Origin of the sequence: Paenibacillus sp. M2, assembly GCF_046713495.1 — a bacterium.
GTDB classification, from domain to species: Bacteria; Bacillota; Bacilli; order Paenibacillales; family Paenibacillaceae; genus Paenibacillus; species Paenibacillus amylolyticus_B.
This window is the reverse complement of the sequence record NZ_CP169648.1, coordinates 559,633-575,740: the sequence shown is the minus strand read 5'-3', so window position 1 is coordinate 575,740 and position 16,108 is coordinate 559,633. Positions and strand designations below refer to the sequence as shown.

14 protein-coding genes are annotated in these 16,108 nt (G+C 48.2%); 5 read left to right on the top strand and 9 right to left on the bottom strand.

The features are described from left to right. Positions 1-94 precede the first annotated feature (94 nt). A complete protein-coding gene (locus ACETMN_RS02740) occupies positions 95-1,735 on the top strand; it encodes an extracellular solute-binding protein (RefSeq protein ID WP_179198595.1) in 1,641 nt (546 codons plus the stop codon). 106 nt (positions 1,736-1,841) lie between these two features. Here ACETMN_RS02740 and ACETMN_RS02735 read toward each other — a convergent pair whose 3' ends face one another. The 7 genes from ACETMN_RS02735 to ACETMN_RS02705 form a co-directional block, all read right to left on the bottom strand. Next, positions 1,842-2,081, bottom strand: a complete 240-nt coding sequence (locus tag ACETMN_RS02735; RefSeq protein ID WP_036607453.1) for a YezD family protein — start codon at positions 2,079-2,081, stop codon at positions 1,842-1,844. Positions 2,082-2,259: 178 nt separating this feature from the next. Continuing rightward, a complete protein-coding gene (gene cysW / locus ACETMN_RS02730) occupies positions 2,260-3,135 on the bottom strand; it encodes a sulfate ABC transporter permease subunit CysW (protein ID WP_091018520.1) in 876 nt (291 codons plus the stop codon). 67 nt (positions 3,136-3,202) lie between these two features. Continuing rightward, positions 3,203-4,039: a sulfate ABC transporter permease subunit CysT gene (gene cysT / locus ACETMN_RS02725; RefSeq protein ID WP_091018517.1), complete on the bottom strand. Its 837-nt coding sequence runs from the start codon at positions 4,037-4,039 to the stop codon at positions 3,203-3,205. A gap of 87 nt (positions 4,040-4,126) precedes the next feature. After that, positions 4,127-5,206 (bottom strand): sulfate ABC transporter substrate-binding protein, encoded by a 1,080-nt coding sequence (locus tag ACETMN_RS02720; protein ID WP_091018515.1) that lies wholly within the window; start codon positions 5,204-5,206, stop codon positions 4,127-4,129. A gap of 433 nt (positions 5,207-5,639) precedes the next feature. Further along, complete coding sequence (locus tag ACETMN_RS02715; RefSeq protein WP_091018513.1) at positions 5,640-7,517, bottom strand: rhamnogalacturonan lyase; 1,878 nt, start codon at positions 7,515-7,517, stop codon at positions 5,640-5,642. 264 nt (positions 7,518-7,781) lie between these two features. Beyond that, a complete protein-coding gene (locus ACETMN_RS02710; protein ID WP_256975256.1) occupies positions 7,782-9,179 on the bottom strand; it encodes a helix-turn-helix domain-containing protein in 1,398 nt (465 codons plus the stop codon). 237 nt (positions 9,180-9,416) lie between these two features. Then, positions 9,417-10,472: a lactonase family protein gene (locus ACETMN_RS02705; protein ID WP_091018512.1), complete on the bottom strand. Its 1,056-nt coding sequence runs from the start codon at positions 10,470-10,472 to the stop codon at positions 9,417-9,419. Between the two features lie 235 nt (positions 10,473-10,707). On the opposite strand from ACETMN_RS02705, the gene ACETMN_RS02700 reads away from it, so the two are divergent. Continuing rightward, positions 10,708-11,568 carry an AraC family transcriptional regulator gene (locus tag ACETMN_RS02700; RefSeq protein ID WP_179198594.1) on the top strand — a complete coding sequence of 287 codons (861 nt, stop codon included), beginning with the start codon at positions 10,708-10,710 and terminating at the stop codon, positions 11,566-11,568. Positions 11,569-11,712: 144 nt separating this feature from the next. Then, on the top strand, positions 11,713-12,396 hold the full coding sequence (locus ACETMN_RS02695; protein ID WP_091018509.1) for an S-layer homology domain-containing protein: 684 nt from the start codon (positions 11,713-11,715) through the stop codon (positions 12,394-12,396). A gap of 185 nt (positions 12,397-12,581) precedes the next feature. Here the strand turns inward: ACETMN_RS02695 and ACETMN_RS02690 are convergent, their stop codons facing one another. Both ACETMN_RS02690 and ACETMN_RS02685 read right to left on the bottom strand, forming a co-directional pair. Further along, positions 12,582-13,208 carry a nitroreductase family protein gene (locus tag ACETMN_RS02690; protein ID WP_076215923.1) on the bottom strand — a complete coding sequence of 209 codons (627 nt, stop codon included), beginning with the start codon at positions 13,206-13,208 and terminating at the stop codon, positions 12,582-12,584. A 261-nt stretch (positions 13,209-13,469) separates the two neighbouring features. After that, positions 13,470-13,934 (bottom strand): RrF2 family transcriptional regulator, encoded by a 465-nt coding sequence (locus tag ACETMN_RS02685; RefSeq protein ID WP_091018507.1) that lies wholly within the window; start codon positions 13,932-13,934, stop codon positions 13,470-13,472. Between the two features lie 430 nt (positions 13,935-14,364). Here ACETMN_RS02685 and ACETMN_RS02680 point away from each other — a divergent pair, with 430 nt between their 5' ends. Together ACETMN_RS02680 and ACETMN_RS02675 are read left to right on the top strand one after the other, a co-directional pair. Continuing rightward, positions 14,365-15,096, top strand: a complete 732-nt coding sequence (locus ACETMN_RS02680) for an MBL fold metallo-hydrolase (RefSeq protein ID WP_091018505.1) — start codon at positions 14,365-14,367, stop codon at positions 15,094-15,096. After that, positions 15,093-15,665, top strand: coding sequence for a TetR/AcrR family transcriptional regulator (locus tag ACETMN_RS02675; RefSeq protein ID WP_091018503.1), 573 nt, complete (start codon positions 15,093-15,095; stop codon positions 15,663-15,665). The genes ACETMN_RS02680 and ACETMN_RS02675 overlap by 4 nt, the downstream gene beginning before the upstream one ends. Positions 15,666-16,108: the final 443 nt, after the last annotated feature.

Genomic DNA, 16,108 nt, shown 5'->3' with positions numbered 1-16,108 from the left:
AACAGCGATCGGAAGGTTGTTCTGTCATCGGAGTGTCCGTGTAAATATTCTTTGATTGAACCTATATAGAATTAAAATTAGGAAAGGAGCTGCTATGAACCTTAACCTGTCAAGAAAGCTATGGCTATATTCCGCAATGCTCCTCCTTCTCGTATTTATAAGTGGATGTACCTTTTTAGGGAGAGAAACAGCACAAGTGCAACAGCAGGACCATCTGGCAAGCGCTGAGAAAGATACAGCACCGCAGTATACGATATCCTGGACCATGCATCAAAATATCCCTGTTCCTGAGGACGCTGAGATGATTGCATATATTGAGGATCGGTTTGATGTCGATCTGAAGGTGTGGAATCTTGAAAACAAGCGGTACGAGGAACTGCTTGATCTGGAGCTTGCTCAAGGTAAAATACCCGATCTGTTCCGAATCAGACAACCGCATGATCTGCTTAAGTATCAAATGCAAGGGGTCTTAGCGGAAATTCCTCCGGAAGTCCTTGAACAATATGCGCCAAATATCGTACAGCGCATTCGCGATTATGATTCACGTTACCTAGAGTATGGAAAAATAAACGGCTCCTTATATGGAATTCCAGCCATTAATCAGACCAACATCTATCGAACCCCTGTTGTATACCGAGAGGACTGGCTTAAGCAGCTTGGTCTGGAGGTGCCCAAGACATTAGATGAATTTGAAACGGTTATGTATGCCTTTGCCAAAGGTGATCCGGACGGAAATGGTAAACAGGATACGTATGGCCTATCCAGAGAGGGCTTAAATGTCGTGTTTGGCGCTTTTGGACAGTCCGTTTTCACCGAGCAACTGTATTTTAATGAAAAAAACAACCAACTTGTGATCGGCGCTTTGGAGCCGGAGATGAAAAAAGCCCTGACTTATATGCAAAAGTGGTACCGGGAAGGGATTATCGACCCTGAGTTCATAACCGGCGAAAATAAAGGTGGATATAAACATCTATCCCATGCTTTTATTAATGGAAAAATTGGGATGACCTCGATGGGCAACTATTATCATTGGAATCAAGAGGGAGACTACAGTGTCCTTAATGAAAATGGCCAAGAAACTCCAGTGGAGGCCTCGTTTAATGTCAATGAGCTGTTACAAAAGAACGCAACTGCAGAAGTTGTATTTGGTTCTCCTGTTATTGGTCCTGATGGACATAGCGGTTCAAAAGGGAACAATCTGCTGATGAATTTTATTGCTATAGGAGCTGAGGCTGCGAAGGAGCCGGGAAAACTGGAGAAAATTTTGGAGATTCTCGATTATGTAAGTGCCAACCCCGATCCGGAGGAGCAAATCAAAATGGAGTATGGCCTTCCAGGAAAACACTGGAATTGGAGCGCTGAAGATTCAAACTCGTTCCATTTACTTTACCCATACAACAGAATGGAGAATTATATGAATATGATCGGCTCAAGTATCGGCATGACGGTTCCAAGTACGCCCTCGGATAAACGTGAACAGTGGGCTGCATCTGCAGGGTTGACGGAGAATGGTATCTATAATCGCCTGGAGGTTGCAACCCCTGCCCTGATTCAATATTCATCTGAATTGATTCGCATGAGAGACAGAGCGTACATCTCTATTATCACTGGCGATCAGCCTGTGGAGTATTTTGATACCTTTGTGGAAGAATTCATGGATGCAGGTGGGCAACAGGTGCTACTTGAAGCGAATGATTGGTATAAGGAGCATATGGAGACAAGTCGCGCACAATAGGTATAACGGTTTGGAACATGCATTATGCATTTCCCATGAGTTTCTGAAAAGTATACATTTGTGTTCCTATGCACCTATCCTTGATTCCCTCATGCCACGTCACTCTCTATCCCTTCGCACTCGCATTTGATCCGCGTAGTGAACGGGCTGAACTGCTTCGTGCCGTGCTTCCGGATTTGGAGGCGCTGCCTGAGGGCGTGTTTTCAAAACGCTTGCGTTCGGTCCGCTCCATCTGCACAATCTGACCTTCATGCACCACGATGTGCAAAGAACCAAACTCCATGTCATTCAGCTGTCCGGCAATTCGGTCCAACCATACCTCATCCACTTTTAACGGCTTAGCCATAGAGCCGCCTCCTCTTCTCGGGCTACTGCCCGCCATATTCCTACGTGCGGTGTCATCCAACGGATTTATAAATCATTCTTATCCAACCTATATACTTGGTTTATACATTAGCAGGGCTTCCAGTAGCTGTCAATCTGTATTTTCTTCTTCTCATATTATGAAATTGATCCGCTTTGTATCACTTTTCTGAAACCGCTTTGTGTCCAAGCCAGCTCTTGAGCAACAACGTGGCGAGAGCCAGAATCAGGAGCAAGGAAGCTACGGCAAATGAAGCCGAGAATTGATATTCGTTGTACAAAATCTCCACATGCAGCGGCAGCGTATTCGTCTCCCCACGGATATGTCCCGACACCACAGATACCGCTCCGAACTCGCCCATAGCACGGGCATTACATAGAATAATACCGTACAGCAGTCCCCATTTGATGTTGGGCAAAGTTACATTCCAGAAGATTCGCCACCCGGAAGCACCCAGTGTAACGGCCGCTTCTTCTTCCCGGGTTCCCTGGTCCTCCATCAGCGGAATCAACTCTCTCGCTACGAAAGGGAAGGTAATAAACAGCGTTGCAATCACAATGCCTGGTAGCGCAAAAATGATTTTGATATCATGCTCAGACAGCCACGGCCCAAACCACCCATTCGAACCAAAGACCAATACAAAGATTAATCCACCCACCACAGGTGAGATCGAAAAGGGAAGATCAATCAAGGTGATCATAAGTCCCTTGCCCTTGAACTGGAACTTGGTAATGACCCATGCAGCGGCCACACCAAATATCGTATTCAGCGGTACGGTAATCGCCGCAACCAATAACGTGAGTTTCAGTGCAGACATGGCATCCGGCTCGGTAAGAGCCGCGATGTACACACCCCAGCCCTGCTTCAACGCCTCCATGAGCACAATGACCAATGGCAAAATGAGCAGCCATATGAGCACCAGGCTTGCCAGTCCAATCAAAAACCATTTGACCCATGGAGCTTCCGTTGTTGCACGGTTCGTTCCACGCCCGGTCTTTACGGGTGGAACAGGGCTCAGTGGAACGGAACCCGGCATATGCTGCACCTCCTTTGGTTTGGGTGAGTGACATCTGATTGTATCCATATCCCATCATGCTTCATCGTCATGCCCTGCCCGCCTTCCGGCTCCAACGCTGCAAGGAATTAATGATCAGCAGCAGGATGAAAGAAACCAGCAGCAGCAGCAAAGCTACAGCTGTAGCGCCTGCATAATCAAACTGCTCCAGCTTGGCCATGATCAGCAAGGGAGCAATCTCCGTTTTCATCGGCATATTACCTGAGATAAATACAACCGAGCCATATTCGCCAATGCCCCGGGCGAAAGCCAGAGCAAAACCCGTCAGCAGCGGTGGAATCAGATCCGGCAGCAGAATCGTACGGAATATCCGCCATCTTCCTGCGCCCAGTGTGGCAGCAGCTTCTTCCACCTCCGCTTCCAACTCCTCCAATACCGGTTGCACCGTACGAACCACGAACGGAATGCCGATAAACATCAGCGCCAGCGTAATCCCGGCCTGTGAATAGGCGAGCTTGATACCCAAAGGCTCTACAAACTGCCCAATCCAGCCATTGCCGGCATAGATCGCCGTAAGAGCAACCCCTGCTACCGCTGTCGGCAAGGCAAAAGGCAGATCGATGACCGCATCAAACAGCCTTTTGCCCGGGAATTCGTACCGAACAAGCACCCATGCCAGGAGTAACCCCAGCACGAGATCAATCAGTGCCGCTGCACCTGCGGTTAGGAAGCTGACCTGGAAGGAAGCCAGCACCCTGGGATTGGTCGCAACCTCAATCATGGTTGCCCACGTCAGTCCTGTTGAGTTAAATAACAGCGCAGCCAGTGGAATAAGTACAACCAGGCTCAGGTAGAGCACACTGTAACCCATCGTTAATCCGAATCCCGGCAATGTGCGTCTTTGCGTCACCATCACCTTGCTCATGCACGTTCATCCTCTCTGCCTTCAGCCGGTGAGGCTGGTTGGCCGCTCACAGCGCGATTGATCGAGTGTTCATTGAACAGAGCAACCTTAGCTGCCCGGAACATAGATCTGGTCGAAGATACCACCGTCATTGAAATGTTTGGCCTGAGTATCCCGCCATGTGCCGAACACATCTTTCAACGTGAACAGTTCAAGCGCCGGGAACTGATCCTTGAATTTTTCCTCCACGCTGTCCAGCGTTGGGCGGTAATAATTTTCAGCGGCAATCGTCTGTCCTTCTTCACTGTACAAATATTTCAGATAGGCATCCGCCACGTCGCGGCTTCCTTTTTTGTCTGCATTTTTGTCCACAATCGCAACGGGTGGTTCAGCCAAGATACTAACCGAAGGCACGACAATATCGAATTTGTCCGGACCCAGTTCTTTTACCGATAGGAAAGCTTCATTCTCCCAGGCAAGCAACACATCACCAATGCCACGTTCAACAAACGTCGTTGTAGATCCGCGAGCACCCGAATCCAGTACAGGCGCATGTTTGAACAATTCACCAACAAATGCCTTCGCTTTCCCTTCATCATTGTTGTTATGCTTCAGTGCATATCCCCAAGCCGCCAAATAGTTCCAACGCGCCCCACCGGACGTTTTGGGATTTGGGGTGATGACTTGGGTATCCCCTTTGATCAGATCATCCCAGTCCTTGATACCTTTGGGATTGCCTTTACGTACAAGGAATACAATCGTAGAGGTATATGGAGAGCTGTTATGCTCGTATTTGTCCTGCCAGCCTTCGTTAATCAAGCCTTTATCTTCAATCGCATCAATATCGTATCCCAATGCCAGTGTCACCACGTCTGCATCCAGTCCGTCAATAACAGAACGACTCTGTTTGCCAGATCCCCCATGGGACTGCTTGATGGTCACTTCTTGGCCTTTCTCTTTCAACCAATGCGCCGCAAACGCTTTGTTATATTGCTCATAGAGTTCCCGCGTGGGATCGTAGGAAACATTCAGCAGTTCGATGGCCTTGGCCCCTTCCTTGCCACCTTCCGTTCCCCCCGATGTTCCTGCTGCACTGGACCCGCCGCTATCCGACCCGCATGCTGCCAGTACCCCTGTTAACACCAGTGCCAGACCAACCAGAATACCCTTGTGAATTCTCTTTTTCATCAAAAACACTCCCCCGATATCAATCTGCATGACTACCTCAGGCCGGCTGAACAGGATCGAACGCCCCGTAAAAAAACAAGAAGACGGAGGAACCCCCGCGCACTTCTCCCCATAAAGTCATGCCGGCCTTGGGCCGTGTATGCTTTCATCCGGAAAGGATGCGCTGCGGTGTTCCTCCGTCTATACGGTGAGAACGTTATTCTGTTCAGGTTGCATGTTTTATTATTCCTACCTGTTTAGTAAGTTATATACGTATAATAAAGGCAGTCTATATACCTGTCAAACGTTTTTTCCGTTTTTTACCGTATTCCTTGGCTATTGGCAAAAAAAGAGGAACAACGAACCAGCGTCCGTTGTTCCCTTCAGCGAATCCCATGCTTCGCTGGCTATTGTAAACATAAACAGAATTGGACGGCCACACCTTGTCCATTCCTCATCTGCCCGCATACCGGATATTGGGTACTGGTGGTGTGCTCATGCCTTCTCCCAGATAAAAACCGGTGTGTGGCGGTTGATTGTAGGCTACATTTTGCCAAGCGACGCCAAGACGGTACACTGGATCATGCATCAGCGTATAGATGCGTTTGTCCGTAACTGCTGTTGTAGTATAGATCCGCAACGCTGAGCTGTCATTCGTCCGCCATACCACTTCCTCTCTCCAGTCTCCAAACAGGTCGGCCTGCAGATTCGGCGTAGACTTGGTCCCGTTGTTGGAAGAAACGCCGGATGCGGTGAGCAGGTTCATCGTTGTGCTGTTGGTATAATTCCACTTGTCGATTCGGTTGCTGTCCAGCAGTTCACGGAGCAGGTCGCCATCCCACCAGATCCCAAAATTCGTGGAGGAAGGCAGGGTTGTCCCGAGTTTCTGCCCTTTGGCTGTGTACAGACTGCCGTCTGCCCATACTTCGGCACCTTTATATCTTGGATCGATATCTGCCGCCATGCCACGTCCAATATCCTTCGTTGTTTTAACTCCCCAGATTAACTGACCTGTACCTGCATCACGGAATTCCACTCCGGCATTGGATGGCGTCTCATGAACCTGAAATACCTCAAGTCCAGGACGGTCCGGGTCGAGATCACTCAGATGCATGGCATCGCCATGATGAAGTCCTGTTGTGTACAATCCTTTGCCGTTGTCATCCACTGCCATGGCACCATAAACGATCTCGTCTTTCCCATCTCCGTCTACGTCCGCCACACTCAGATTATGATTACCCTGCCCGGCATAACCCGAGTTACCGGAGGTATTGGAATCAAATGTCCACTGCTTGGTCAGCTGTCCATTCCGCCAGTTATAGGCCACGAGCACACTGCGCGTATAATACCCGCGAGCCATGACCAGACTTGGGCGCTCGCCATCGAGATAGGCAATGGCCGCAAGGAATCGGTCCACCCGATTGCCGTAGTTATCCCCCCAACTGGATACATTGCCACGCGCCGATTCGTAGTTCACCGTGGAGAGCGCTTTGCCAGTCTGTCCATTGAAGACCGTCAGGAATTCGGGACCAGACAACACATAACCGCTGGAATTGCGGTAATCCTTGCTGGCATCCCCGATGACCACACCAGTACCATCCTTGGTGCCATCGGCTGTTTTCATCGCAACTTCGGCTTTGCCGTCACCGTCGAGATCATACACCATGAACTGAGTGTAGTGAGCACCGGCACGGATATTTTTGCCCAGACTAATTCGCCAGAGGTGTGTTCCGTTTAATTTGTAGGCATCGATAAACACTTCCCCGGTATAACCGCTCTGAGAGTTATCCTTGGAGTTGGAAGGGTCCCACTTCACAATCAATTCATACTCACCATCACCATCCAGATCACCTGCACTGGCATCGTTGGCACTGTAAGTGTAGGCTACTCCATCGGGCGTTGTCCCACCAGCGGGTACACTGAGCGGTACAGATAGATAGTTATTGCCCCATACGCTTGCTACTGCTGAAGCAGCTTGCTCCGTTCCACTGACGACAGCGCGAACCGTATATTTGGAACTGCTCGTCCCGCTTGCATCCTGAAGGTTGGTGCTATTTGTTATGGGCGATGCGTTCACCTTGGTTCCATCCCGATAGACGTTGAACGATACATTCGATCCTTCCGTTCCCAGAAGCCGCCAACTGACAAACACACCTGTCCCGGTCTTCACAGCCACCACGCCGCGATCGAGATATTCCATCTGTCTTGCACCCGCTGCATGTGTTACTTGCGTGTTGCCAAAGCCAAGCGAAGTGACCAGTAACGCGGAACTCAGCAGGGATACTCCGGCTGTACGTAATGCGCGCTTCCACAATGATGATCGATTTCCCATAAACAATTGCCTCCCCAATTGTAGTGGTAAGCCCGCTGCCCTTGTAGCGCCATCTTATATGTAAGCGCTTTAATATATTCATTTTAAATTAAACATATAATTCCATCTATAGGTCTAATTTAGTAATTAAATGGTTCATACTTAAAAAAGCCGAAGGATTTCTCCTTCGACTTCGTACTTTTTTGAATGAATTCATAAATTTACACTCCGCCTGCTCCGTGGCCCATTAAGGCATGAATGATTGGACAGATTGTAACTGTAACACTAAAAATGGTTAGCAACAAAGACGTTTTTTTTCGCATTGAGCCGTTGCACCTCACTTGATAAAGATTTGAACTTCTGTTTTGCTTCTGAATCAGCTTGATCTCTGTACTGCTCAAATAATGTCATACATGTAATAATATTTCGATCACTATTTATTTTAACTGACATTTGCAATCCTTCAAGAATAAGATTCATTGCATCATTACGATTTCTCTTAAGTTGGTACATCCCTAGATCACTTAAAAACCGCGCATAACTTTCATTAATAATACGTTTATTATAATCTCCAAACTCAGTCTTGTAGGTACGTAAAGGCGTATGTTCGGAGAAGCGATCCAAAATGTCATCAATGTTCCAGTCAAACCGATTGGCTGCCTGTATCATGTAACGTAAAGCTAAAAAAATCTCATCAGGATACTTCGAGATGTAGTCGGCGTATTCGTGAACAATCTCCCTTTCTCCGGATAACATTCGGTAGAGATAGGCATTAGCTGTTGCCCATTCCCCAAATTGTTGCTGTATGCGCTCTGATTCTTCATCCTGTTCCTGTAACCAGTCCTGTCCGTATGCATACAACGATACAAACTCCAAAGCTTTGTTATAATCTCCATACTCCTCATAAACTGTGGATCGAATCAACCAAGCATATAAAATATAAGTATAGAGTGGGCGTTCGGTGTGATTCTCATGGTAGTGCTCCCTTCGTTTAGAAAGGTGTTTAGACTCATAGAAAATCTTCGCTAATTTGTACATCTCTTGCGCTAAACCATCTACTTTATCCCATTTATGAACTGCCATAAACACATGAATCAAATGTTTCAGCGCGTCCAGTTGGTATCCCTCATCCAGCCGGTCAACATAAGGCTCGAACAAGATAGCTGTCCTTAGATTTTCCTCCAGGTTCTCTCCTTGTCCAATTAGAAACAATCGATATTGACACATCGCAAGCCGTTCGGAATGCTGATATTTCTCAACCTCACTCACACTCTTATATAACAATGCCGCCGCAGACTGCTGATTTTGTTCAAATAATTGTTCAGCCATCTCAAATAGTTCTGTCGCATAATCCAGGTCGTCCAGTAGCCGATAAAGAATCTGTTCAATGCAGTCCAGCCGATTCAACTCCGCACTTCGGAGAATAAACGGTCTGATCCGCCGCATGGATACGGAATAAGCAAAACATTCTTCCACATAGTCGGCAAAAAAATGATCCGCTGCCACGCCCATTCCTGATGATATCGCAATCAACTGACTCACAGATATGGGACGATTCCCATGTAAAATACGACTGATTGTGCCTGTATTAATGCCCGATACTTCCGAGAATCGGGAGAGCGTCATGCTGTTCTTATCGATAAACTGGGTTAATTGCTCCCGAATTGAATTTGCAGGTTCCAAGGAAAGCACCACCCTTCGTGCAACATCCAGATTTTAGGTTTAATCACTATATATTCTGATCATAATGAACGTTCGAACAATGGTCAATAAAAAAATGTGATAATTGCCACTATTTTCAAGTTAATCGCATAAAAGACTAAAAAAAGCTGTAAAACCATGTGTTTCTCCATGATTTCACAGCTTATAGACCACTTTTTAGATGTAATATTCCACGTTCACTTCACCGTATTACAACTTTTATACCACAGGAGCAATACATACCGGACGAGGCAGTTCCAGCTTGAATCCATTATGTGTCAGACGTCCGTCTTCTTCGCTGATCTGAAAACCTACGAGGTTATTGCTGTCCTGATTCGCCACGACTAGAACTCCACCTGGCAAAATATTAAAGTTACGCGGTGTCTGCCCAATCGTGGACGTCCACTCTACGGCTTCCAACTCACCGCTCTCCTGGTCAATATGATAGAGTACGATGCTGTCATCTCCCCGATTGGATGCATACAGGAAACGTCCACATGGAGATACACGGATGTCCGCAGCGGTACCCTCTCCTTTATGCCCTTCTGGAAGTGTGGAGATGTGCTGCACCGTAGTGAATTCCCCTCTGCGCTCATCGTATAGGAATGCCGTAACCGTGTTGTCCAATTCATTGACCACATAAGCCCACTTCGAGTTGGGATGGAACACCAGATGCCTTGGCCCTGCGCCTGGTGGCTGATCCATCTCACGATGGGTAACCAGACGTCCCTCTTCCAACCGATACACAATGATCTGATCCAGACCGAGGTCACATACGACAGCATACTGTCCGGACGGATCTGGTTGAATGGAGTGTGCATGCGGCCCTTCCTGGCGTTCTTCGTTGATTCCACTTCCCGTGTGCTCCACCCATGCACTCATCTCACCAAGCGTCCCCTGATCGCCAACCGGGAATACATTCACACTGCCGCTGCTATAGTTGGATGAGAACACCCACTGACCATCCGTGGAGACAGACACATAACATGGAGAAGCCCCTCTGGTCTGTTTTCGATCCATCAGGTGCAGCTCACTCGTTGCCGCATCTCTCCGATAGACCAACACTTCTCCCTCGTCCGTCTCACTCGCCACATACAGACAGTTGCTATCCGGGCATAGCGCCAGATAAGACGGATTATTCACGCCATCCATCTGATTGACGATTCGCATCTCTCCTGTATCCGCATTCAACGCACATAGAAATATTCCGGGTTCATCCGCTGACGCATACGTACCTGTATAGAAAAGTGTTTCCTGAGTTGTAACTGGTTCCATATCTCAATCTCTCCCTTATCCTATATATTCACTATTCTGATTCTTCCCACTGGTATGTACTTACCCAATTCACGGGCAACTGCTTCACTTCCTGTAACGTGGCTTTCTAAATCGAGAACACCTCCGGTGAGCGCTCTCATATCTGGCATTGACTCCCTGATCGCCTCTCACCATAATACAAAGTATGAGACCTAACAACAGACCACCCCTACAGCGTAAATCTGACGGATTTCGTATGCAAAAACTCATGGTGCTTCCGGACTCCCTGCTGCAAGAAACCGCAGCTTATCCGGTCACGTCCGGCTTATATGTTACCGATATCGGTTACTTTCACGAAGCGGAGCATCATTACCGTGATCGTCCCGATGGTTGTGAATCACACATTCTGATGTACTGTGTCCAAGGCACAGGCTGGTATACGATGGATGGCAGCAAGACTTATGATGTCAGCCCGGGAAACCTCGTTATATTACCTGCACATGTCCCTCATGTGTACGGAGCCAACGCAGCTGAACCATGGAGCATCTTCTGGATTCATCTGCGCGGGGAACACGCTTTATCCTACATAGAACCCTTGTTAACTCATCATATTACTACCATGCCACCGGCCAAGGCACAAAAATGGCTTGAGCTTTTTCATGAATGTTACGGCGCGTTAGAGACGGGTTACTCCATGCAGACGATGACGTATGTCTCCCAAATTATCGGTTATATGCTGGGCATGCTCGCTTATGGACCGGAGACGACAGGGACAGATGGTGGGATCGTGAGCAGCAAACGTGCGGCTGAACAATCCGTTCAATATATGCTGGAGCACCTGGAGAACGGAATCACCCTCAAGGAACTGGCGGCACATGCCCGGCTGTCTGTCCCTCATTACTCACAGTTGTTCAAGCAAGCGACCGGGCATTCGCCTATCGATTATTTCCTGCGGCTCAAGATCCAGCATTCCTGCCGCTATCTCGATTTTACCGATTGGACCGTGAAGCAGATCAGTTCCGAGCTTGGATTCAAAGACCCGTACTACTTCTCCCGTCTGTTCAGCAAAATGATGGGACGTTCACCCACAGATTATCGAAATAAATCCAAAGGTTAGAGGCAGTGCCTTCACTTAGCCCTTTCTAAATGATATGAATTCAGTTGGAAAATTGCAGCAACCTTTTGAACAGAAGGGTCGTCTATAGGAGCAAATAACTTTTATATAAAGGGATCATCCCTGGAAAAGTGAGGCGAACCTATCATGAAAAAAAATATACTTGCTACATTAACTGCAGGAGCTCTGCTCACGCTGTCTCTAAGTGCAGGCCCGATCAGCGCTGCGCAGGTCCAATTCACGGATATTCAAGGTATCGCAGGAGCAGACAAAATCGAATCTCTCCATAAGGATGGATTCATCAAAGGTGTGAGCGACAGCTTGTTCAAACCCGAACTGGAATTAAATACAGCTCAGGGCATTCAACTGATTGCGGACGGACTGAATCTGAACCTGGACACGATTCGTTTTATCAAGCAGCCGCTACCAAGTGACCACTTCTCTCAAGTAAAAGATGGCGTATGGTACAGTGATGCATTTATCCGCGCACAATATAATGGTATTCAGATGTCACAGGATATCGATCCGTCCAAACCGCTTACTCGTGAACAATTCACTCTGTTCCTGATGCAAGGCATCGAGGCCAAAGGCGGTCTGCCGATGATTAATATCAAACCTGTGGACATTACCGACGAACAGCAACTTACTCCAGAGTATCAAGGTGCCATTCAACGTTCACTCGTTCTCAAAATCAATGAACTGGATGCCGACGGAAACTTTAATCCCAAACAAACGATTACTCGTGCCGAAGCAGCAGTGATGATGTATAACGCAATCGAGTACATGGAATCGTTCCATGCACCACAAATCCCGGAAACACCTGAGAAGTAATCTTTTCATGGTGGAAGTAAGAACTCAATTGAATGGTGAATCCGCTCGATTGGAGTCATCGTTAGTGGACTTTTCCATACAACCTCCATATGCCAAACAGCCGCACCTTCCCTCAACAGGAAAGTGCGGCTGTTTGAATTATACTTATATCACTGATGCAAAATCATCAGATTTAACTTTCTAACTTAGAAAGAACCTTTAACAACAACCTCAGACAACGGCAAACGTCCTGACGGGCGAGCTGGCTGTGCAGCTTTACCTACAGTAATCAACAACGTTGGCACAAATCGTGCAGGAATGTTGAATGTTTCGATCAGTTTTTGTGGATTATATCCACCGATTGGACATGTATCGTAACCCAGGGAGCGTGCAGCAAGCATAATATTTTGGGAAGCAAAAGATGCATTGCGGATCGCTTCATCGCGAGCGATTTGCGGACTTTGGTAAGCACCGTTGATCTGTCCAACCAATGCGTCACGAACCTCAGCAGTCAGTGCGCCTGCTTCAACAGCTTGATCGTAGATTACGGTGTTACGGTTTGCTTCCAAATCTCCAAGAACAGCAATCGTAACTGAACTTTCCACGATCTGACTTTGACCATAAGCAACTGGCAGCAATTTCGCTTTGTCTGCTTCGGATTCAATTACGAGGAATCTCCAGTGTTGCAGGTTCCATGAAGATGGTGCTTCCGCAGCTGCTGTCAGAATCGCATTGAGATCAGCTTCAGGCAATTCAAACCCTTTTTCGTACTTTTTGACAGCATGGCGTTCGCTAATAACGCGAAGTGTTTCATTTTTTTCAATGCCTGACATGTGTTCCACTCCCCAGAATCTAAATTGTTTATACTTCTTTACTTTCGCAAGGTGATCTTGAATTATACTCTATCAAGGATTTGCCTTCCGAAAATAACATCAGCGCAGACGATCTCTCCCCATCTGTGTTCACGTTATGCCCGGAATCGCCTGAGAACATCAATGGATCTTTCACCGGAGCACACGCCAATACCATAACTTGTCCACCACGCCTGACTAAACCAAAGCCATGTCATGAAGGAGCATTCGTTGTGGACTCCGTCAGGACTTCTCCTTTGCAGGCAATCCATTCAGCGACAAGGTTATCCCTTCCCCATGACCTATGCGCTCTTTCACATCTTGAATAGATATACGGTCAAAATAAGCGCTGAGCGCCTCTTCGCCTCCGTTATAGATGTTCCCCATCACATCCTGCATATTGGAAGATACCACGCACGATGAACCGGACTCCCCTGAGCACCAGTTGGGACCGAGTGAACCACCAGCTACCAGTCTGTACAATTCTCCCAGCTTGATCTCTTCACTTGGACGGCTAAGCAAGTACCCACCATGAGCACCTTCCTTGGTCGTCAGGTAACCATGCTTGCGCAGAACACTAAGTACCTTACGGACTCTGGCCGGGTGTGTACCCACACTCTGGGACAAATCTTCACTATTGGCCATACACTCATCTCTCATCGACAGAAAAACAAGACAATGCACCGCTATGGTAAATTCGCTGTTCATAACTTACTCCTTCCCGGCTTACAACACCGATGAACTCCAACCCAAGGTAAGTATAACTGTCATTATATGAATAACAGTTATGTTTGTCAACTTTCACCCAGCATGGAGATCAAACGTGATTTTTCCTGATATACCAATACTTACAGCTCATCAACATAATTAAGCTAGGATTAACATCCCGTCTTCATTTTAATCCAAAAAGAACAAAAAAGTGAGCCTTCCGCTACGCGAAGGGCTCCAATAAGATAGACATATGAAAGGGCTTACGTGATTATTATAATCGGTAATCTTCAATTTGAAAACGCTTTTTTTGTAAAGTGCATCATTATTTTAAATTTTTTTTATTTAAATAAAATGAACAACAGGTATTGCTAAAACTAATCCCATTAGTTATTATACTAATACCATTAGTTTTAAGGAGGGTTTAACGATGCGTATTACCCGAGAATTTGATGTCGTTCAAGTTACATTTTTTCCAAGACTCTTCCCTGTGAACGTATACCTGGTTGAAGAGGAAGATGGATTAACCCTGATTGATGCCGGAATACCATTCAGTCTTAAGGGGATTTTGGCAACTGCCCAGTCCCTTGGGAAGCCCATTACCAAGATCATTCTGACTCACGCGCATAGCGACCATATTGGTGCATTGGATCATCTCACAGAAGCACTGCCTCAAGCCGAGGTCTTCATCTCCAGACGAGATGCCCGACTATTGGCGGGTGATACTTCCCTTCTTCCCGGTGAGCCTCAAACCCCGGTACGCGGCGGCGTGCCCAAGCCCAAAGCGGTGCGCACCCAGCCAAACCACTTGCTGGATGACGGTGACCAGATTGGTTCACTGGTCGCCATAGCCTCACCAGGACATACGCCGGGGCATATGTCCTTCATGGATACGCGCAGCCGCGTGCTCATCGCTGGCGACGCGTACCAGCTGCAAGGCGGCCTTGCCGTATCCGGCCGCGTGCGCCCGCTCTTCCCGTTCCCCGCGCTGGCGACGTGGAACCGCGAAGCGGCTTTGGCCAGCGCGAAGCGCCTGGCGGAGCTGGAACCGTCCGTGCTGGCTGTAGGCCACGGACGGATGCTACGCCAGCCCGCGGCCGCCATGCGCGTGGCAACCGCTGATGCTCAGCAGCGGTTTGATCTTGCCGGGGGGCAACTATGAGCCCCCGGCAAGGGCTGGATCGCGGCGCTCTGCTCAGCGCCGCGGCCCAGCTTGCTGACAGCGACGGCTTTCAGGCGCTGACACTGGCCGCGTTGGCACAGCGGCTGGATGTGCGCTCGCCATCGCTCTACAACCACATCAGCGGACTTCCCGGGCTTCGCCAGGAAATGGCGCTGATGTCCGTACAACAGCTCAGCCGCGCATTAACCGCGGCTACCGCTGACCGCACAGGCGACGATGCCATTCAGGCCATCGCTGCGGCATACATTGGCTTCGTCCGCGAGCACCCCGGGCTGTACGAAGCCTCATTTCATGCCCCTGATCGCGAAGAGCCACAGCTCGCCGCGGCCAGCACAGCCACGCTGGAGTTGCTGCTGCACAGCTTGCAACCCTACCCACTAACCGAAGCGGAAGCATTACACGCCGTTCGTGGTTTGCGCAGCCTCTGCCATGGATTTGCCTCCATTGAGGCACAAGGCGGCTTCGGCATGAACTTTGATCCGGACGAAAGTCTGCGTCTAACCGTATCCGCCTTCCTGCACGGACTCCGGCATCTTCACCAGGACTAGTATGGCACGTATTGCATCGTGAAAAGGACTGCAGAGGATCTGCAGTCCTTTTTACGTTACCCTTCCATACATTGCTCACTGACTAACTGAAATCTAACGAACTCCACACGTCCTATTTCGCAGAAAACTGGCAGCGGGACAGGAATAATGAGTATATTCCGTCATTTAACGTGTCTGTGATTCGTTATATTTACCAACCTACCAAATTAGGCCAAATAAGAGGTGCTGAGTTCGTTAGAATTTGCTACGTACAGTGCTTCAGATCACCTTGTCATAGACACTCGTCCACTCATCATAGCGGCACACGTCCAGACACACATTGTGTTATGGACTCTAAATACGGAGTGTTCATGCTCCAAATTGCATTGATTATGCGGGTACCCTGTCTCTCAACCACACTTTTGCCGCTCACAACGACGCACTTCTCTATTATGTACATCTCC